Consider the following 17,871-nt stretch of genomic DNA (forward strand, 5'->3'; position numbering starts at 1 on the left):
AGGGGGAATAAAATCTACTATTGAATCTCATTACATTACACTTACATTTTTGTAAGAATTAAAAAAGGTGAACGAATTTACTCGTTCACCTTTTAGCTTGCTTTAAAGCCACCGCCAAGTACATCACGTACATCATGTATAACAACGAAAGCATCTTCATCTACCCGGCTAATAACTTGTTTTAACTTAACAAGCTCTTGTTTATTAATAACAACATATAAAACTTCTTTATTTTTACCAGTATATCCGCCGCGCCCTTCTAATACAGTAACACCGCGTGTCATATTTTTCGTAATAGCTTCACGAATTAAATCTGGTTGATTCGAAATAATCGTAACAGCCGTTTTTGTGTCCATTCCTTCTACAATGAAATCAATCACCTTCGCTCCAATGAACACAGCCACAAGTGTATACATCGCCTTTTCTTGCCCTATTATAAATACAGAACCAGCAATTACAACAATATCAATAATTAGTACGCCTTTCCCTACACTCCAACCTAAATATTGATTTGCTAACTGAGCTAAGATTGCTGATCCTCCCGATGTACCTCCGGCTTTGAACATACAGCCTAATCCAATGCCCACAAATAAACCAGCAAATAAAGCTGCTAATAATGTATCACTATTTACATGATACTCAATATGTTCTGTAACGTATAAAAACAAAGATGTTTCTACAATCCCTAAAATTGTATAAATCATTGTTTTCTTATCAAAAAATTTATAACCAACAGCTAGTAAAATTGCATTTATAGCAAAGTTCACAATTCCTGGTGACCAATCAAATAAGTAGTACGTAACAACCGTTAAACCAATAATTCCACCTTCCGATAAACGGTTTGGAATTGCAAAGTAATTAATACCAATTGCGAATAATAATGAACCAATTGTAATTAGTGTTATTTCCTTTATACGTTGATTAACCATAGTTCATACCCTCCCCCCATTTGACATTGTATCACTATCTCCTAGAGGTTTAGAAGTGGTTTTTATTCCGCATTTTCCCTCTTAAAAATTGAAATATTATGTTTAAACAGAGGGTTGATTAATTATTCATATTTGCTCTAACTGCACGGACAAATCGCTCCACATTCCCTTTCTGAATATACTTAGCGCGAATGGTTTCATGACTACAAGTAAATTCAAAATACGGATAAAAATCTATGCTATCTATATGCAAATATGAATACTCTTTAAATGTTGAAGAATAGTACGGAAATTTCCCGTAAAAAAGGAGACGTCTAGTAGTGGCAACAAAAACCCCATGTTGATACGATAATATAAAATTATCCTTCTCAAATATCCCTACCACAAAAGCCAGAATCTTTTCATCATCATCTACATACTTTTTCATACTCGATAAAAGTTCATTCATGCATATTCCTCCAAATTCTATTCACTGCATTAACACTTGAAAAGAATCCATGGATTATTACAGACCGGTTTAACTCCTTTATAAAGTATGAAACGCGTTTCCTGTCAAAGATATTTCAAAAAAAATAATCCGTTATGCGATTATACACATAACGGATTACGATTAAACTGTAGAGCGTTCCACAAGTTCGTATGGAATTTCCAGCTTTTCTTGTTCAGAACTCTCGTCATTCACTTTTCTATGCAACATTTCAAAAGCAGTTTTCCCTATCTCCTTTAAATTTTGATCAATAGTTGTCAATTGTAACACTTGCGAGATAGGTTGATTATCAAAGCCAATAATCGCTAAATCCTCAGGAACTTGAATCCCTAATTTTTCAACCTCTGTCATAACCCCAATCGCAACTTCATCACCTGCTACTATTAATGCTTCAGGAAGATCCTGCATCTCTTTTAACTTATGAGCCACTTTTACACCATCTTCTAGTGTAAAACATTCTGTAAAAATCCATTCTTCATTAACCTCTTCGTCTATAGATTGCAATTGCTGTTTATAAACATCAAAACGTTTTTGGCTACTTGGCCCTAATTTCCTTCCCGTGCAATAACCAATTTTTTTATAACCTTTCTCAATCAAATAATCCATTCCTAATTGAAAGGCCGCTGAATGATTCGTATATACACTTGAGATGTTTGAAATATCATTGTCTTCACAAGCAATTATTGCGCCGTAAGAAGCATACGGTTCTATCGTTTCCCAATCATTTGCACGTGAACAAATAATAAGACCATCCAATTGTTTTGTTTTTAACATATGTAAACTTTTCATTTCTTCTTTTTTATTATAATTCGTTTGGCAAAGTAGCACCCTGTAATTATGCGCTAACGCAGTCTCCATCATTCCGCTCACCATCGCATCAAAACACGGATGATTAATATACGGTAAAATCACACCAACAATATTCGTTTTTCCTTTTGATAAATGAACAGCATTTGCGTTTTGCGAGTAATTCAATTTCTCAACTATCTCTATAACCGCTTTCCTTTTTTCTTCACTTACATATGGGTGATCATTCAACACTCTCGAAACAGTCGTAACTGAAACTCCCGCCATCTTTGCAATATCTTTAATATTAGCCATACACTCACCTCTACCTTTAACTTAATGAATCTCATGAACATATGTCAAATCTTCTTATCATTACACCTTCATTCGTTTCTCTTACAAAAGTGTAATTTTTCTGTAAGCTAATTCGATAGTTACTTTCCGCAACATTTCATACAATGGAGTCAGAAACAGGGTAACAACTATTCGAAAAGGAGCGGATTAATATGCTGAACAAAATGAAAACGAACAATTTCTTAAATACAATGGGCATGGTATTTTCCGCTCTTATCGACGCAAAAGCTGTTGCTTCTACATTAAACAAGTAAGGAGAATATATTATGAATAACATCACTTTTAACAAATTAGATTTTTTAGGACTAGCTAGTGGCTCGCTTCTTCTTACTGCTTTTATTTACGCCGCTACGCTTGTATAACTTTGTGTCCCCTTTCCCCTTTATTATAAATAGTAATAGAAAAGACGACCGTCTATGCCCGGTCGTCTTTTCTTATTTTTGATTTGATTGCAAAGCTTCTTTTAACTCCTCAAACTTCTCATTTAATTGATCTGTCATCATTTTCATAGCGGTTTTTCGATCTATTTGTTTCCCAGCCTCAATTTGAATTGGATCTCCAAAAATCAATTGTGCCTTTTTCCCCTTTATTAATTCTTTTACACTTGATGGACCAACATAAGCTGCTGGTACTAACGGAACATTAGAACGCATCGCAATTGTCACAGCACCCGCTTTTAATGAAACATCTTCCGCTGATCTTGTTCCACTCGGAAAAATCCCTACTACCTTTCCTTCTTTTAATAAACGTGATGGAATTTTAAGTGTACTTGGTCCTGGATTCGCACGATCTACAGGGAATGCATTTACATTTTTAAAGAACCAATTTTTGAATTTCCCTTCAAATAATTCTTTTTTGGCCATGTAATGAATTTGAGTTGGATACATCCCTGTAGCTAACATTAATACATCCATAAAACTTGTATGTGTACATGCAACAACATACGGTCCACCTTCTGGTAGCTTTTCTCTTCCTTGCACTTCTACTTTCCCAGCTGTTTTAAATATATATTTCAACAAAAATGTAATTGGTTTATACATTTATTTCGTTCCTTTCTAAACATCCGAAGTATAATCATATTCTTATAATAATTATAACACTAAGTTTTAGGAGTTGGTAATAAAATTAAGGATGAATTGTTAAATTTCAATTCTTACAAAAGTGTAATTTTCTTGTAAGCTAATTCGATAGTTACTTCTTACTATATTTCATACAATTAAGTCAGAAACAGGGCAACAATTATTCGAAAAGGAGTGGATCAATATGATGAACAAAATGAAAACGAACAATTTCTTAAATACAATGGGCATGGTATTATCGGCTCTTTTCGATGCAAAAGCTGTTGCTTCTACATTAAACAAGTAAGGAGAATGTATTATGAATAACATTGCTTTTAACAAATTAGATTTTTTAGGATTAGCTAGCGGCTCTCTTCTTCTTACTGCTTTCATTTACGCTGCTACGCTTGTATAACTTTGTGTCCCCTTTCCCCTTTATATAGAAAAAGACGACCGTCTATGCCCGGTCGTCTTTTTAATTTTTTCTTTCTTTCAATTCTTTTAAAAGCTGTATCAGCTCAGCTTGTTGTTTTATCTTTTTACGACCATTTCGATTAATTGCTGCAAGCTCACAGGCAACTCCGACGGCGAAGAAAAACAATAAACTTTCTAACATGTGAAATCCTCCATTTGCCTATTAAACAGCTTGACGTAATTGCTCTTCTTGTAAAACTCTCTTATTTATATTTTCTTCTTTTCTCTGACAAACGTTATTGCGAATAAGCGCTGCAATAACAAGTACAGTCCCTATAATATCAAACATTGTGATCTGATACCCTTGCATCATCATAATAACTAAAGTCGTAATTGGTACAAAATTAATAAATAAAATCCCATTAATGGATGATAAAATTTTCACACCATAGTTCCAAGCAAGTAGCGCTACAATACCTGGCAATGTCATCATAAATAACAAATCGTACTTCACAATAGAAATCGTTCCCATACTAGGAACTGAAACATATCCAAGCGACGTAATAATTACCGTTATAATTCCTGTAACAGTCGTACCGAATACACACGTCAACGTAGAATAACGTAATGTTGACCAATCACTACACGTTTGACCACCCATCGTATAAATAACCCAGCCTACAACACCAATAAATATAAATGCTAATGAGAACATATTATCTTTCAATGTTACAAAGAAACTCATGTCACCTTTTGTAATAACAAACACAGCTCCTACAAAAGCAATAACCATACTCGTTATCATATACTTCTTCGGTTTTATATGCTTATATCCCCATAAAATACAAATAGAAATCATCGGCATAAGTGATTCCATAATGGAAGCTACCATTACACCCGACTTACCCATTAACATTTGCCCTAAAAATATGAGGACATTATATACTGTAAATGCCATCGTTCCAAAAAAGACGAGTAACTTTCCTCTTCCCTCTAAACGAAATGCCTGTTTTCCTTCTTTCATTAACAACAATACAATTAGCATTATCGCCACTGCTCCATAACGAATAAGCGAAAAATAAAATGGATCTATGTATTCTAGCGCATGATCAGCAACTGGAAACATCGCTCCCCATGACATACTCGCAATTAAACACGCTAAAGCCCCTATTATCATTTGACCTCTTCTCACCGCAATCCCCCGTTTCTTTCTATTTGCACAAAGAGAATTGTAAAAGAAAAAATATATCACGTAAAATGATTCAAAATGATGTTAACTATCATTTATAATGATAGTTAGCATCAAGGGGGATTACAAAATGGAATTACGAGACTTACAAATCTTTAAAAGCGTTGCCGACCAGGGTAGTGTAAGTAGCGCAGCAAAGGAATTAAATTATGTACAATCAAATGTAACTGCACGTATTAAACAACTAGAAAACGAATTAAAAACCCCACTCTTCTACCGCCATAAACGAGGAATGACTTTAACAGCTGAAGGAAGAAAAATGCTCGTTTATGTTAGTAAAATTTTGCAAGATGTCGACGAACTAAAACAAGTATTTTTAGATAGCGAAACACCCTCCGGTATATTAAAAATCGGTACAGTCGAAACAGTAAGTACACTGCCTACCATTTTATCTTCTTACTATAAAAGCTATCCGAATGTCGATTTATCATTACAAGCGGGTCTAACAGAAGAATTAATTAGAGAAGTACTTGATCATCAATTAGATGGTGCCTTTATATCAGGTCCTATTAAACATCCACTAATCGAACAATACGATGTTAGTACAGAAAAATTAATGCTTGTAACACAAAATAAAGCTTTTCATATAGAAGAATTTACAACAACGCCTCTACTCGTTTTTAACCAAGGATGCGGATACCGTTCCAAACTAGAACGATGGCTGAAAGACGAAGGTTTGCTACCAAAAAGAATTATGGAATTCAATATATTAGAGACAATATTAAACAGCGTTGCACTCGGCCTCGGAATTACACTCGTACCACAGTCTGCTGTCCATCATCTTTCTAAAGCAGGTAAGGTGCATTGTCATGCAATTCCTGAAAAATACGGCAGTATTTCAACGGTTTTCATACGCCGCAAAGATAGCTATATGACGAATTCAATGCGTAGTTTTTTAAAAACAATTGAAGAACATCATCATATCAATATGCTGTGAAAGACATTCTTACATGAATGTCTTTTTTTCTTACAAAAGTGTAAGTCTTTCGTAAGCTAATTCGATAGTTGCAAGTGGACATATTTCCTATAATTAAGACATAAGCAGGGCAACTACAATTCGAAAAGGAGCGGATACGCATGATGAACAATATGAAATCAAATAAATTTTTAAATACAATGGGCATGGTGCTATCCGCACTTGTCGATGCAAAAGCTGTTGCAACTACATTAAACAAATAAGGAGAGATTATAATGAACAACATTACTTTCAACAAATCAGACTTTATCGGACTTGCAAGTGGAGCTACTCTTCTTACGGCTTTCATTTATACACTTGCTCAAGGTCTTGTTTAACACTTTGTTTCCCCGAACCCCTTTATATATAGAAAAAGCTGCTCGTCTTATAGACAAGCAGCTTTTTAGTTTGTTTCATATATTATTTGACCTGTTTTCGTAATATCATATCCGCCAATTGCATTTAATTCATTATGAAATTCTTCCGATTGCAGAATGTCTTTCACGACTTCAATCAGCTCTTCATTTTCTTTATTCTTCAAAATTACTAAATCATACTGTTCTTTCATGATTGGAATAAAGTCCACATTTACAATTTGCGAAAACTTTTCTGAACCTACTCCTACATCAGCTTTTCCATTTGCAACTCGCGTGGCAACACCCAGATGATTCGATTCTTCCCATTCATATCCACTAATATCAGCTTTATTTAATTTTTGGATTCGTAATTGTTCATCCACTAACACTCTAATACCAGAACCCTTTTCTCGATTTACAAACTTTATAGTGGATCCAGATATGTCGGCCCATGTCTTTATTTTCTTCGGATTTCCTTTTTGGACATAAAATCCTACATTTCTGGACAATAAATTAATCATAATACATGGCTGGCCTACTAAAATGCGTTTTACATAAGGAACATTATATGTACCCGTTTCACCATCAAACAAATGCAAACTAACGATACTTCCTTCTCCTTGATACATTTTCACTAAACTTGTTAAGCTACCTTGATACGCCCTTAAAACATTAGAACTTGGCAAACGATTTTCTATACGTTTAGCTAACATATCTAACGTTAGTTCTTGACCACTAATAATACACGTGTTCAAGATACTACTACCATCGTTTTTTACAGGAGTAACTTGTACCTTTCCTGTTTTCATTTGTTTTATATATTGATCTAAATCTGCTGCATCAATGCGCATCTGTCTACCAACTCTATAAGAAGGAAGTTCTCCTTTTTTAATTAAGTCGTATACAGTTAATTTTGATACTTTTAATCGCTTTGCTACTTCTTCCGTTGTGTAGGAATGATGATCCATAGACGATTCCTCACTTTCTTCTTTCATTGTAACAAAGAAAAGAATATTTCTCCTATTTTTTAAAAATAGATATATGTTCAAATTATATTCAATTATAACTAGTTATATTTAGTTATATTTAGTTATAATTAGATGTGTCAAAACGAAAGGGGATTTTTTTATGAATAAATTTACATTACGTTCGATTGGGGCACTTATACTTTCTTTCCTTCTTATATTTAGCGCTGCTTGTACAAGTGGAGAAAAGCATACAAAGTCAGCTGCTAAAGAGGATAAAACAGTTGAACTGACTATCTCAGCTGCTGCAAGCTTACAAGATGCATTAAAAGAAATTGAAAAACAATATAAAGAAAAAGAACCAAATATTAAACTTTCTTTTAACTTCGGTGCTTCTGGAGCACTTCAACAACAAATTGAACAAGGTGCACCTGCTGATTTATTCTTCTCTGCTGCAGAAGATAAATTCCAAATCCTTGTAAAAAAAGGATTCATTAATGAAAAAGAAGGGAAAAATCTTCTTGGAAATGAACTAGTTCTAGTCATCCCTAAAGATAGTTCTCTTACAAAATTTCAAGATTTAAAAGATGAGAAAATCAAAAAAATCGCACTTGGTACACCTGAATCTGTACCTGCTGGCAAATATGCAAAGGCCTCTCTAACACACGAAAACCTTTGGAATGATGTTCAAAATAAAGTCGTATTTACAAAAGATGTTCGCCAAGTGTTAACATATGTAGAAACAGGGAATGTCGATGCTGGTATCGTATACAAAACAGATGCTCTCATTTCAGATAAAGTAAAGATTGGTGAGACAGCAGCAGCTACTTCTCATGAGCCAATCCACTATCCTTTAGGTGTTATAAAAGAATCTAAACATAAGAAAGAGGCGAATTCATTTTATGAGTATTTGCAGTCAAAAGATGCACAATCTATCTTTAAGAAATATGGATTTACAGTCCTGTCGTAATTACTATGAGCATTGATGCTATTATATCGCCTGTCTTTCTATCTTTAAGAGTAGCTGCGTGTGCCACTATTCTCGTTACAATTTTAGGGACGATTGTCGGACGAGCACTAGCTCGCTCCTCATGGCGATATAAAGTACTATTAGAAACCATATTTTTATTACCAATGGTACTTCCACCAACTGTTATCGGCTTCTTTCTCATTATCATCTTTGGAAACAACAGCCCGATTGGAAGGTGGGTTGAATCATTATTTCAGCAGTCTATTATGTTCACATCTACCGCTGCGATCATCGCTTCTACAGTTGTTGCATTTCCACTTATGTACCAATCAGCGAAAACGGGATTTTCTATCGCAAATGTACAAATTGAAGAAAGTGCTCGTGACCTTGGCGCAAGTGAATATCAAGTTTTTCTGCACGTTACACTTCCGCTCGCATTTCCTGCATTACTAAGCGGGATGATTTTGAGCTTTGTCCGCGCGCTCGGTGAGTTTGGTGCTACACTCATGTTTGCCGGGAATATCCCTGGTAAAACACAGACAATCCCGACTGCAATTTACATGGCCATTGACGCAAGTAATATGCAACTCGCCTGGACACTTGTGGTTATCACTATTAGTATGTCACTCCTATTTCTGCTATGTATTCAGCTTATTAACAAAAGAATTACTAACCCTTAAAGCAGCTTTTTTGGAAGCTGCTTCTTTATTTCTTAGGAAATAAAATATACCACCGGGAAATAACTGAATTTTACCTCTTATTTAAATATACATTTTATTTGAATTCACTTTCTAAAATAGGCAATTTCCTGTTATTATATGGAGGTGTTTCAAAAAATGAAGAAATGAAAACGCATTTATATCGTGAATTCTTCATCCTGTTTTAGCGATCGGTAATCTTCTACTCTATTAGTGGGGCATTACCGATCGTTAGAACGATATGTAACTATATTGGTATAGCAAACCGAAGGGAGTCTTGTAATGGACATTTTATTAGCGCTTCTTCCTGCAATTGCATGGGGAAACATCTTATTAGTAAGCGTAAAAATGGGCGGTGGTGCATATAGCCAAACGGTAGGTATGACAATCGGTGCTCTATTCTTCGCAACAATTATGTATGTATTTACTCAACCAGCTTTAACAATGACAGTCTTAATTGTTGGATTTATTTCAGGTTTATTCTGGGCTTTAGGACAAGTAAACCAATTAAAAACAGTTGAAAAACTAGGTGTTTCAACTACCGTAACAATTTCTACTGGTATGCAACTTGTTGCAACTTCTATCTTTGGGGTTATCGCTTTCCGTGAGTGGACTACTACTACAACGATTATTCTGGGAACGATTGCAATCCTATTAATCGTAGTTGGTGTTGTATTCACATCACTAGATGATAAAGAAAATGCTCAGCCACCAGGACAATTGAAAAAAGGACTTCTTACTTTAATTGTTTCTACTTTCGGCTATCTTGTATATGTAATTATTATTCGTTGGTATAATATCGATGGTTGGTCTGCTATTTTACCACAAGCAGTTGGTATGTTTGTTGGTGCGGTTGTACTGACATCTAAACATAAACCATTTAACAAATATGCAATCCGTAATGCTTTATCTGGTTTACTATGGGGAACTGGAAACTTATTCTTACTTCTTTCATTACCACGTGTTGGAGTAGCAACAAGCTTCCCATTATCTCAAACTGGAATCGTTATCTCAACATTCGGTGCGATTGTATTCTTAGGTGAAAAGAAAACAAAACGTCAATTGATCTTTATTGCACTAGGTAGTGTTTTAATTATCGGCGGCGCTGTATTACTTGGTATGACAAAAGCTTAATCTTATATTCTATTAGTAAACCCCTGAAGCATATATGCTTCAGGGGTTTTTTAATTCTAATTATTTTCTAGATATAATTATTTGTATGTTCTTGCCCCTTATAATTGCTCTTCCACTCTAGCAAACCAGCTACACATATAAAGAGATTAATAATAGCTAATATTAGCATGACGTATAAACCAGTAGAAATATAAATTACAATGCTAACTACGTTATATAAAATCCATAAATGCCAGTTTTCTAATATTTTTCGACTTAACATAAATTGAGCCACTAGTCCCAATACGGCATTTAAAGCGTCTAAATATGGACTTGTTGAATCTAAATAACGGACTTGATAATAACCCCAACCAATCCAAGCAACTAAAATAAAACTTATATAAAAAGTCCACCCTTTCAAATCTAAACGAACTGTTGCTTTTACTTCTCCCTCCCCACTTTGTGCAATCCAATAATACCAACCATATACATTAAATATAAATTGAAAAGCGGCTAATACTGCCATTGCATATAAACCTTGTGTAATAAAAATGTATAGAAATACCGCAACAGTAATCATGCCAAATAAAAAGTTGGATACTTTTTCTCTCGCTAATAACCAAACATTAATGATTCCCATAATTGATGCGAAAATTTCAATATAACTCGATTGAATATACAATCCAACTAATACACAAATAATACTAGAAACAAGTAAAAAAAGTGGACTTCTAACCATATTTATCTCTCCCTAGATGTGTAATAAATTCCCTATCACCAGTATAAGGAATAGCCCTTTCCTTTACCATGAATTTCCTCCTTCTCATTATCCATTCCATCTACGGTAAGTCTTTTCTTTTTACAAAATTCTCTTAAAGATGATATCGTTTTTATAACATATCTCTACTAGAAAGGAATAAAGGATATGCCTAACAAACATCGAATTTTATTTATTGGTGCTGGTCGTATGGCAGAAGCTATATTTTCCGGATTACTTAAAACAAGCAAAGAATACATCGAAGAAATTATCATCTCTAACCGAAGCAACGTAGAAAAGTTAGAACAATTACAAAGGCGATATAATGTGTCTATTACAACGGATTGGAAGCAGCATATTACATCTGTCGATACGGTTGTTTTAGCAATGCCACCTTCTGCTCATGAAGAATTATTAGCTGAGCTATCTCCGTTAATATCAAATCAACTTGTCGTAACAGTAGCAGCTGGCATTGGATCATCTTATTTAGAAGCTAGACTCCCAAAAGGCACACCTGTTGCTTGGATTATGCCTAATACAGCTGCTGAAATTGGAAAGTCTATCTCCTTATATACAATAGGACAATCAGTAACCGAGATGCATCAAGAAACCCTGCAACTGCTTTTAAGAGGTATTGGTACTTCGCAACTTTGTACTGAGGAAGAAGTTCATCAGCTTACTGCAGTTACTGGAAGTGCACCAGCCTTCCTTTATTACTTTGCTGAAAGCTTAATTGAAGCAACAAAAAGTTATGGAGTCGATGAAGAAACCGCAAAACATCTTGTCATTCAAATGATTTCTGGCTCTGCTTCTATGCTCGAGCAAACGCAAAATCCAGCTAACCTCCGCGAACAAGTAACAACGCCAGGTGGTTCTACAGCTGAGGGTCTCAAAACTTTATACGAATATAATTTTTCAGAGGCAATTCAAAAAGCAGTAGAAGCAACAAACAAAAAAGCTAGGGGGAAATAATATGATTTTAACAAGTTTAAAAGATTATACAACATTACATAACGGTGTAAAAATGCCTTGGTTTGGTTTAGGTGTTTTTAAAGTAGAAGATGGTTCAGAAGTAATTGATTCTGTAAAAGCAGCAATTAAAAATGGCTACCGCAGCATCGATACTGCAGCAATCTATCAAAATGAAGAAGGCGTTGGACAAGCGATTCGTGAATCCGGTGTTTCACGTGAAGAATTATTTATTACCTCAAAAGTATGGAATAGTGATCAAGGATATGAAACAACACTTCAAGCATTTGAAACTACATTAGAGAAATTAGGTCTAGAATATTTAGATTTATATTTAGTACATTGGCCTGTAAAAGGGAAATATACTGAATCATGGAAAGCATTAGATAAACTTTATAAAGATGGCCGTGTTCGCGCTATCGGTGTGAGTAATTTCCACATTCACCACTTACAAGACGTATTTGAAATTGCTGAAATTAAGCCAATGGTCAACCAAGTGGAATATCACCCACGTTTAGCACAAGAAGAGCTACATGCATTCTGTAAAGAACATAATATCCAGCTTGAAGCTTGGTCACCATTAATGCAAGGACAACTACTAGATAATCCAACGTTACAAGAAATTGCGACAAAATATAATAAATCAACTGCGCAAATTATTTTACGCTGGGATTTGCAAAACGAAGTTGTAACAATCCCTAAATCAATTAAAGAACATCGCATTATTGAAAATACAAACATCTTCGACTTTGAATTAAGTGCTGATGATATGAAAGCAATTCAAGCTTTAAATGAAGATCGTCGCGTTGGTCCAGATCCAGATAACTTTAACTTCTAGTAGAAAAACCACTGCCATATGCAGTGGTTTTTCTGTTTAAGAAAACTGAAAATTTAAACTATATTCCATTTGGTTGACACTTCATTATTCAAGGTGTAAGATTTTGAATTATCAAAGAAACACAAAAATTAATAAAATTTATTCGTTTACTCATTGTATCAAGAGAGGTGGAGGGACTGGCCCTTTGAAACCTCGGCAGCAGGTTCATTTTGAATACTGTGCCACTTCCTGCAAGCTTTATGCTTGAAAGATAGAATGAGGGACTTCGTTTATATACGGGTGCATAACTTGTACGTAAAAATCCCTCTTTCTCAATATGAAAAGAGGGATTTTTTATTTTTCATTTCCCTCATCATCATCCAAACTTAATTATTTAGGAGGAAAATCAAATGAAAAAGAAGTTTGTACCCGGTATTGCATCAGTTGTAGGAGTAAGTATTTTATTAACTGGTTGCGGTAGTTATAAAAACGAAGCAAGCGGAGCAAATGCAAAAGACGAGGCACCTAGTAAACAGGTTTTAAACTTATCTTCACCTACTGAAATACGAACAATGGATACGGCTCGTGCTACAGATACTGATTCTGGTCAAGTAATGAGAAACGTATTTGAAGGTTTGTATAATCTTGGTGAAGGTAACAAACCTGTTCCTGGTGTTGCAAAATCTCATGAAGTAAGTGGCGATAAAACGAAATACACATTCCATTTGCGAGATTCAAAATGGTCAAACGGCACTCCTGTTACAGCGAAAGATTTTGTGTTCGCTTGGCAACGTGCCGTAGATCCAGCAACAGCCTCTGAATATGCATTTCTATTCTTTGATATTAAAAATGCAACAAAAATTAACAACAAAGAACTTCCAGCCGACCAACTTGGTGTAAAAGCAGTTGATGACCATACGTTTGAGGTAGAATTGGAGCGTCCTGTTCCGTATTTTATTAGCTTAACAGCGTTCCCAACATTTCTACCAATTAACGAGGAATTCTTTAAAGCACAAGGTGATAAGTACGCTTTAGAAGATAATACAATCTTGTACAATGGAGCTTTTACACTAAGCGATTGGAAGCACGAACAAAGCTTTAAATTTAAGAAGAACCCTACTTATTGGGATAAAGATACTGTCAAACTAGAAGAAATCAATTTTAACGTCGTAAAAGAAAAATCAACAGAAGTAAATTTATTCGAGTCAAAACAATTAGATCGTATAAAACTAACATCTGACTTCGTTGATAAATATAAAAAAGATGCTAACTTTAAAGAACGTCCAAATGTAGGCGTACAATTTTTACGCATGAATCAACAAAACAAAGTACTTCAAAACGTTTCTGCACGCCAAGCAATCGATCAAACAATTGATAGAAAATCCTTTGTAAATACGTTATTAAATGATGGCTCTACACCAACATTTGGTCTCGTTCCAAAAAACTTTGCAAAAGGACCTGAAGGAAAAGACTTCCGTACTGCAAACGGCGATTTAACAAAAGTTGATACAAAATCTGCACAAGAATTATGGAAAAATGCTAAACAAGAGCTTGGTTCTGAAAAGATAACATTAGAATTATTAACGAGTGATGCTGACCTTGATAAGAAAACTGGTGAATTCTTAAAAGGGCAACTAGAAAAGAATCTAGATGGATTAACAGTAAATATAAAACCGCAACCGCGTAAGCAACAAGTTTCGCTTTTATTAAAAGGTGACTACGAAATCGGAATTGACGGCTGGAGCCCTGACTTTGCGGATCCAATTACATTCCTTGAGCTATTTACAACGAATAACCCTTATAACTTAGATCATTACTCTAATAAGGAATTCGATGAAACAATAGCAAAAGTGAAAACAACTTTAGCTGGTGATGAAAAAGCTCGCTGGGAAGCATTACTAGAATCCGAGAAAATATTATTTAAAGACTCTGTTATCGCTCCTCTTTACCAAAAAGGCGAATCTTATTTAGAACGTTCTTATGTGAAAGGAATTGTGCAAGTAGACTTTGCGGGTCAATTAAACTTCAAGTGGGCAAAAATTGAAAAATAAAGTAAAACCGTAATAAGTGGGGGTTCTTCATCCCCACTTATTATTAGCCCACACCAATTGTTTTTTTAGCAAAATATATTAAAAGTAGGTTCTCTCACACAAAAGAATCTACTTTTTTAATATATTATTCTAAGAAATTAACATTCTATTTTTATTATTGACATATAGTTCTTTCCAGTGTTAATATTCTAAATAATCAAAGAAACAAAATATTTCACCATCAAAATATAATGTCTACTAAGTTGAAACATATAACGATAGATTATAGCTCAACATGTATATACATATAGAACACCTGATTACCTATAAACAAATATTTATAATAGGTTCTATCTCCTTCTATAGCTACTTCAAGACATGGACATTATGACGTTACGAACAACACATTTAGGGAGGAATGAACAATGAAGAAAAAAGTTGTACCTGTTGTTGCATCTGTTTTAGGGGCAAGTCTATTACTAACTGCTTGCGGGGGAAATAAAGATAATGCCGGCGGAGCGAAAGCAAACGATAAAGTACCTGATAAACAAGCGATTAACTTATCATTCGCTTCAGAAATTCCAACAATGGATGTTGCAAAAGCAACGGATGGGGAATCCATGAATGTAATGCGCAATGTTTTTGAAGGCTTATATGCAATGGGAGAAGATAATAAACCGATTCCTGGTGTTGCTGAGTCGGTTGACATTAGTCCCGATAAAACAAAATATACATTCCATCTGCGTGATTCAAAATGGTCAAACGGTACTCCTGTTACAGCAAAGGACTTCGTCTTTGCTTGGCAACGTGCCGTAAATCCTGATACAGCAGCTGAATACGCATTCTTATTCTTCGATGTACAGAATGCGAAACAAATAAACCAAAAACAATTACCAATTGATCAACTAGGGGTCAAAGCTGTTGATGACAAAACGTTAGAAGTACAACTAGACCGTCCTGTTCCTTACTTCTTAAGCTTAACGACATTCTCAACATTCTTGCCAATTAATGAAGAGTACTTAAAGTCTCAGGGCGATAAATACGGTTTAGAAACAAATCATTTAATTTACAACGGTGCTTTCACATTAGATAACTGGAAACACGAACAAAGTTTCCAATTGAAGAAAAACCCTAACTATTGGGATGCTAAAACGGTAAAATTAGAAGAAATCAACTTCAATGTCGTTAAAGATAAGTCTACAGAAGTGAACTTATATGATTCAGGACAAATTGATCGCGTTGCTTTAACTGCAGAGTTTGTTGATAAATATAAGAGCGATCCAAACTTCAAGGAACGCGCTGAAGTCGGCATTCAATTCTTACGACTAAATCAGAAAAATGAAACATTAAAAAATCAACATGCACGCCTTGCTATTAACGGCGCAATGAATAAAAAGGCTTACGTAGAAACAATTTTAAATAACGGTGCTATTCCAGCTGAAGGAATGGTTCCTGCGAAATTTGCAAAGAGTCCAGAAGGCAATGACTTCCGTAAAGAAAATGGAAATCTAGTCAAGGATGATGTGAAAACAGCGAAAGAAAACTGGAAAAAAGCAAAACAAGAACTTGGTACTGACAAAGTAACAATCGAACTATTAACAAGTGACAATGCTTTAGCTAAAAAGACTGGTGAATATTTAAAAGGTGAATTAGAAAAAAACCTAGATGGATTAACAGTGAATTTAAAACCACAACCACGTAAACAACAGTTGAAACTACTATTAAGTGGTGACTATGAAATTGGTATTGACGGCTGGGGCCCTGACTTCGCTGATCCAATTACATTCTTAGATTTATTTACAACAGATAGTGCTTATAACTTCGATAAATACTCTAACAAAGAGTACGATGAGCTAATTCATAAAGTGAAAACAGATTTAGCTGGCGATGAAAAAGCACGCTTTGAAGCAATGAAGCAAGCTGAAAAAATTCTATTACAAGACGGCGCTGTCGCTCCTTTATACCAACAAGGTCGTTCTTACTTACAACGCTCTTTCATTAAAGGACTTGTAACGACTGACTTCGGCGGTGAATTTAACTACAAGTGGACAGAAGTTGCAAAATAACAAAAGTAAAAAGGTATCCTACGAAGGATACCTTTTTACTTTTATACAACTTTAACTACAGAGCTTCTTCTTCCCTTTATCATTCCTTTTATAGCTAAAGTCTTCACTGCTACTAATTGTGTAACCAATACAATAACTAATAATGAAATAATATTTCTCTCTAAACTAACTCCTCCGAATATTATTGTATAATAGCCATTTGCTGCATATGTTACTTGAAATGGTTTGATACGTTTTAGAAAGCATTTCAGTACCTCCCTCACAACTTCAATTTACCATATACATACAAATCATTTTTGATTTAAATTGCGGATGAGCCCTTGTGACTGCAGGATAATAATTTATTTTCAACACATACATAATTACATGTTTTTGGGAAAAACTTGTATAGAACGAATTTACATAAGGAGGAATTTATAATGAGAATTCTACTATCAGTTTTATTAGCTCTTATGCTAGTACCTGCATTAACAGGATGTAAAGCGCCTGCAAAAGAAGACACAACTTCTAATAAAAAGACGACTGAAGAAGCAAAAAATGAGGCTCCTGCAGATTTAAAACTAAACTTTAATGAATTTAGTTTAGATGCAGACTATCAAGATACGAAGAAAGACTACGAAGCTGATTATAAAAATGTAGCCGCTGATAAGAAAATGGAAGCAAAGCTTGAAGACCATAAAACAAATGCAAAGTTTACAGGTGACGAGGCTATTACAAAATTAAGCCCACTTCTACAAGAATTAAAATTTGATAAAGATACTGCTGACCAAGAAGTAATCGATCAAGTAGTGAACGTGTTCAAACTTGATAAAGACTACCAAAAATTCGATTTAGAAGTTGTCTTCTCTGATGGAACGAAAAAAGAATATAAAAGAGAAATAAAATAAAGAAGTAGGCA

20 protein-coding genes, 1 pseudogene and 1 riboswitch are annotated in these 17,871 nt (G+C 34.6%); of the genes and pseudogenes, 12 read left to right on the plus strand and 9 right to left on the minus strand.

Going from position 1 to position 17,871, the window contains the following annotated elements:
• Positions 1–92 precede the first annotated feature (92 nt).
• The 3 genes from BM089_RS27020 to BM089_RS27030 form a co-directional block, all read right to left on the minus strand.
• A complete protein-coding gene (locus tag BM089_RS27020; protein ID WP_000248045.1) occupies positions 93–929 on the minus strand; it encodes a YitT family protein in 837 nt (278 codons plus the stop codon).
• A gap of 118 nt (positions 930–1,047) precedes the next feature.
• Complete coding sequence (locus BM089_RS27025; RefSeq protein WP_090978572.1) at positions 1,048–1,377, minus strand: PH domain-containing protein; 330 nt, start codon at positions 1,375–1,377, stop codon at positions 1,048–1,050.
• 162 nt (positions 1,378–1,539) lie between these two features.
• Positions 1,540–2,517 (minus strand): LacI family DNA-binding transcriptional regulator, encoded by a 978-nt coding sequence (locus BM089_RS27030; protein ID WP_001273903.1) that lies wholly within the window; start codon positions 2,515–2,517, stop codon positions 1,540–1,542.
• A 305-nt stretch (positions 2,518–2,822) separates the two neighbouring features.
• Here BM089_RS27030 and BM089_RS27040 point away from each other — a divergent pair, with 305 nt between their 5' ends.
• Positions 2,823–2,918: a DUF3948 family protein gene (locus BM089_RS27040; RefSeq protein WP_001060007.1), complete on the plus strand. Its 96-nt coding sequence runs from the start codon at positions 2,823–2,825 to the stop codon at positions 2,916–2,918.
• Between the two features lie 72 nt (positions 2,919–2,990).
• Here the strand turns inward: BM089_RS27040 and BM089_RS27045 are convergent, their stop codons facing one another.
• Positions 2,991–3,596 carry a lysophospholipid acyltransferase family protein gene (locus BM089_RS27045; RefSeq protein ID WP_090978573.1) on the minus strand — a complete coding sequence of 202 codons (606 nt, stop codon included), beginning with the start codon at positions 3,594–3,596 and terminating at the stop codon, positions 2,991–2,993.
• Positions 3,597–3,933: 337 nt separating this feature from the next.
• On the opposite strand from BM089_RS27045, the gene BM089_RS30805 reads away from it, so the two are divergent.
• Complete coding sequence (locus BM089_RS30805) at positions 3,934–4,029, plus strand: DUF3948 family protein (protein WP_001059387.1); 96 nt, start codon at positions 3,934–3,936, stop codon at positions 4,027–4,029.
• 60 nt (positions 4,030–4,089) lie between these two features.
• On the opposite strand, the gene BM089_RS27055 is transcribed toward BM089_RS30805, so the two are convergent.
• Positions 4,090–4,230 (minus strand): YrzO family protein, encoded by a 141-nt coding sequence (locus BM089_RS27055; protein WP_000894065.1) that lies wholly within the window; start codon positions 4,228–4,230, stop codon positions 4,090–4,092.
• 21 nt (positions 4,231–4,251) lie between these two features.
• The gene (locus BM089_RS27060; RefSeq protein ID WP_002004285.1) at positions 4,252–5,220 is read right to left on the minus strand and encodes a DMT family transporter; all 969 of its coding nucleotides are present in this window, start codon (positions 5,218–5,220) and stop codon (positions 4,252–4,254) included.
• A gap of 127 nt (positions 5,221–5,347) precedes the next feature.
• Between BM089_RS27060 and BM089_RS27065 the strand changes: the two genes are divergently transcribed.
• Positions 5,348–6,214: a LysR family transcriptional regulator gene (locus tag BM089_RS27065; RefSeq protein WP_023520844.1), complete on the plus strand. Its 867-nt coding sequence runs from the start codon at positions 5,348–5,350 to the stop codon at positions 6,212–6,214.
• Between the two features lie 254 nt (positions 6,215–6,468).
• The gene (locus BM089_RS27075; RefSeq protein ID WP_001060018.1) at positions 6,469–6,570 is read left to right on the plus strand and encodes a DUF3948 family protein; all 102 of its coding nucleotides are present in this window, start codon (positions 6,469–6,471) and stop codon (positions 6,568–6,570) included.
• A gap of 65 nt (positions 6,571–6,635) precedes the next feature.
• Here the strand turns inward: BM089_RS27075 and BM089_RS27080 are convergent, their stop codons facing one another.
• Positions 6,636–7,556 (minus strand): substrate-binding domain-containing protein, encoded by a 921-nt coding sequence (locus BM089_RS27080; protein WP_139213340.1) that lies wholly within the window; start codon positions 7,554–7,556, stop codon positions 6,636–6,638.
• A gap of 160 nt (positions 7,557–7,716) precedes the next feature.
• On the opposite strand from BM089_RS27080, the gene modA reads away from it, so the two are divergent.
• The 3 genes from modA to BM089_RS27095 all read left to right on the plus strand — a co-directional run bounded on the left by modA (position 7,717) and on the right by BM089_RS27095 (position 10,355).
• Complete coding sequence (modA, locus tag BM089_RS27085; RefSeq protein ID WP_016513343.1) at positions 7,717–8,523, plus strand: molybdate ABC transporter substrate-binding protein; 807 nt, start codon at positions 7,717–7,719, stop codon at positions 8,521–8,523.
• Positions 8,524–8,528: 5 nt separating this feature from the next.
• Positions 8,529–9,203 (plus strand): molybdate ABC transporter permease subunit, encoded by a 675-nt coding sequence (gene modB, locus BM089_RS27090; protein ID WP_002152004.1) that lies wholly within the window; start codon positions 8,529–8,531, stop codon positions 9,201–9,203.
• Positions 9,204–9,503: 300 nt separating this feature from the next.
• Positions 9,504–10,355 carry a GRP family sugar transporter gene (locus tag BM089_RS27095; protein ID WP_000353546.1) on the plus strand — a complete coding sequence of 284 codons (852 nt, stop codon included), beginning with the start codon at positions 9,504–9,506 and terminating at the stop codon, positions 10,353–10,355.
• Between the two features lie 67 nt (positions 10,356–10,422).
• Here the strand turns inward: BM089_RS27095 and pnuC are convergent, their stop codons facing one another.
• Entirely contained in the window at positions 10,423–11,073 is a 651-nt protein-coding gene (gene pnuC / locus BM089_RS27100) for a nicotinamide riboside transporter PnuC (RefSeq protein ID WP_053565424.1), read from the minus strand.
• A 186-nt stretch (positions 11,074–11,259) separates the two neighbouring features.
• Here pnuC and proC point away from each other — a divergent pair, with 186 nt between their 5' ends.
• The 4 genes from proC (at position 11,260) to BM089_RS27125 (ending at position 16,973) form a co-directional block, all read left to right on the plus strand.
• The gene (gene proC / locus BM089_RS27110; protein ID WP_090978577.1) at positions 11,260–12,063 is read left to right on the plus strand and encodes a pyrroline-5-carboxylate reductase; all 804 of its coding nucleotides are present in this window, start codon (positions 11,260–11,262) and stop codon (positions 12,061–12,063) included.
• A gap of 1 nt (position 12,064) precedes the next feature.
• Positions 12,065–12,898 carry an aldo/keto reductase gene (locus BM089_RS27115; protein WP_090978579.1) on the plus strand — a complete coding sequence of 278 codons (834 nt, stop codon included), beginning with the start codon at positions 12,065–12,067 and terminating at the stop codon, positions 12,896–12,898.
• 152 nt (positions 12,899–13,050) lie between these two features.
• A riboswitch (SAM riboswitch) is annotated at positions 13,051–13,155 on the plus strand.
• Positions 13,156–13,287: 132 nt separating this feature from the next.
• A complete protein-coding gene (locus BM089_RS27120) occupies positions 13,288–14,928 on the plus strand; it encodes a peptide ABC transporter substrate-binding protein (protein WP_090978581.1) in 1,641 nt (546 codons plus the stop codon).
• A 404-nt stretch (positions 14,929–15,332) separates the two neighbouring features.
• Positions 15,333–16,973 (plus strand): peptide ABC transporter substrate-binding protein, encoded by a 1,641-nt coding sequence (locus BM089_RS27125; RefSeq protein WP_000731063.1) that lies wholly within the window; start codon positions 15,333–15,335, stop codon positions 16,971–16,973.
• Positions 16,974–17,014: 41 nt separating this feature from the next.
• Here BM089_RS27125 and BM089_RS27130 read toward each other — a convergent pair.
• A pseudogene (locus BM089_RS27130) lies at positions 17,015–17,219 on the minus strand (hypothetical protein).
• 173 nt (positions 17,220–17,392) lie between these two features.
• Here BM089_RS27130 and BM089_RS27135 point away from each other — a divergent pair.
• Positions 17,393–17,860 carry a YusW family protein gene (locus tag BM089_RS27135; protein ID WP_053565429.1) on the plus strand — a complete coding sequence of 156 codons (468 nt, stop codon included), beginning with the start codon at positions 17,393–17,395 and terminating at the stop codon, positions 17,858–17,860.
• Positions 17,861–17,871: the final 11 nt, after the last annotated feature.

The organism is Bacillus sp. 5mfcol3.1, assembly GCF_900114335.1.
Classification (GTDB): Bacteria; Bacillota; Bacilli; order Bacillales; family Bacillaceae_G; genus Bacillus_A; species Bacillus_A thuringiensis_S.

Bases quoted from the DNA above. Each gene is read 5' to 3' on its own strand.
- BM089_RS27095 (WP_000353546.1), top strand. From the start codon at position 9,504: ATGGACATTTTATTAGCGCTTCTTCCTGCAATTGCATGGGGAAACATC.
- BM089_RS27135 (WP_053565429.1), top strand. From the start codon at position 17,393: ATGAGAATTCTACTATCAGTTTTATTAGCTCTTATGCTAGTACCTGCA.
- BM089_RS27075 (WP_001060018.1), top strand. From the start codon at position 6,469: ATGAACAACATTACTTTCAACAAATCAGACTTTATCGGACTTGCAAGT.
- BM089_RS27120 (WP_090978581.1), top strand. From the start codon at position 13,288: ATGAAAAAGAAGTTTGTACCCGGTATTGCATCAGTTGTAGGAGTAAGT.
- BM089_RS30805 (WP_001059387.1), top strand. From the start codon at position 3,934: ATGAATAACATTGCTTTTAACAAATTAGATTTTTTAGGATTAGCTAGC.
- BM089_RS27065 (WP_023520844.1), top strand. From the start codon at position 5,348: ATGGAATTACGAGACTTACAAATCTTTAAAAGCGTTGCCGACCAGGGT.
- modA (WP_016513343.1), top strand. From the start codon at position 7,717: ATGAATAAATTTACATTACGTTCGATTGGGGCACTTATACTTTCTTTC.
- BM089_RS27055 (WP_000894065.1), bottom strand. From the start codon at position 4,230: ATGTTAGAAAGTTTATTGTTTTTCTTCGCCGTCGGAGTTGCCTGTGAG.
- BM089_RS27040 (WP_001060007.1), top strand. From the start codon at position 2,823: ATGAATAACATCACTTTTAACAAATTAGATTTTTTAGGACTAGCTAGT.
- BM089_RS27125 (WP_000731063.1), top strand. From the start codon at position 15,333: ATGAAGAAAAAAGTTGTACCTGTTGTTGCATCTGTTTTAGGGGCAAGT.
- BM089_RS27025 (WP_090978572.1), bottom strand. From the start codon at position 1,377: ATGAATGAACTTTTATCGAGTATGAAAAAGTATGTAGATGATGATGAA.
- modB (WP_002152004.1), top strand. From the start codon at position 8,529: ATGAGCATTGATGCTATTATATCGCCTGTCTTTCTATCTTTAAGAGTA.
- BM089_RS27020 (WP_000248045.1), bottom strand. From the start codon at position 929: ATGGTTAATCAACGTATAAAGGAAATAACACTAATTACAATTGGTTCA.
- BM089_RS27080 (WP_139213340.1), bottom strand. From the start codon at position 7,556: ATGGATCATCATTCCTACACAACGGAAGAAGTAGCAAAGCGATTAAAA.
- BM089_RS27045 (WP_090978573.1), bottom strand. From the start codon at position 3,596: ATGTATAAACCAATTACATTTTTGTTGAAATATATATTTAAAACAGCT.
- pnuC (WP_053565424.1), bottom strand. From the start codon at position 11,073: ATGGTTAGAAGTCCACTTTTTTTACTTGTTTCTAGTATTATTTGTGTA.
- BM089_RS27030 (WP_001273903.1), bottom strand. From the start codon at position 2,517: ATGGCTAATATTAAAGATATTGCAAAGATGGCGGGAGTTTCAGTTACG.
- proC (WP_090978577.1), top strand. From the start codon at position 11,260: ATGCCTAACAAACATCGAATTTTATTTATTGGTGCTGGTCGTATGGCA.
- BM089_RS27115 (WP_090978579.1), top strand. From the start codon at position 12,065: ATGATTTTAACAAGTTTAAAAGATTATACAACATTACATAACGGTGTA.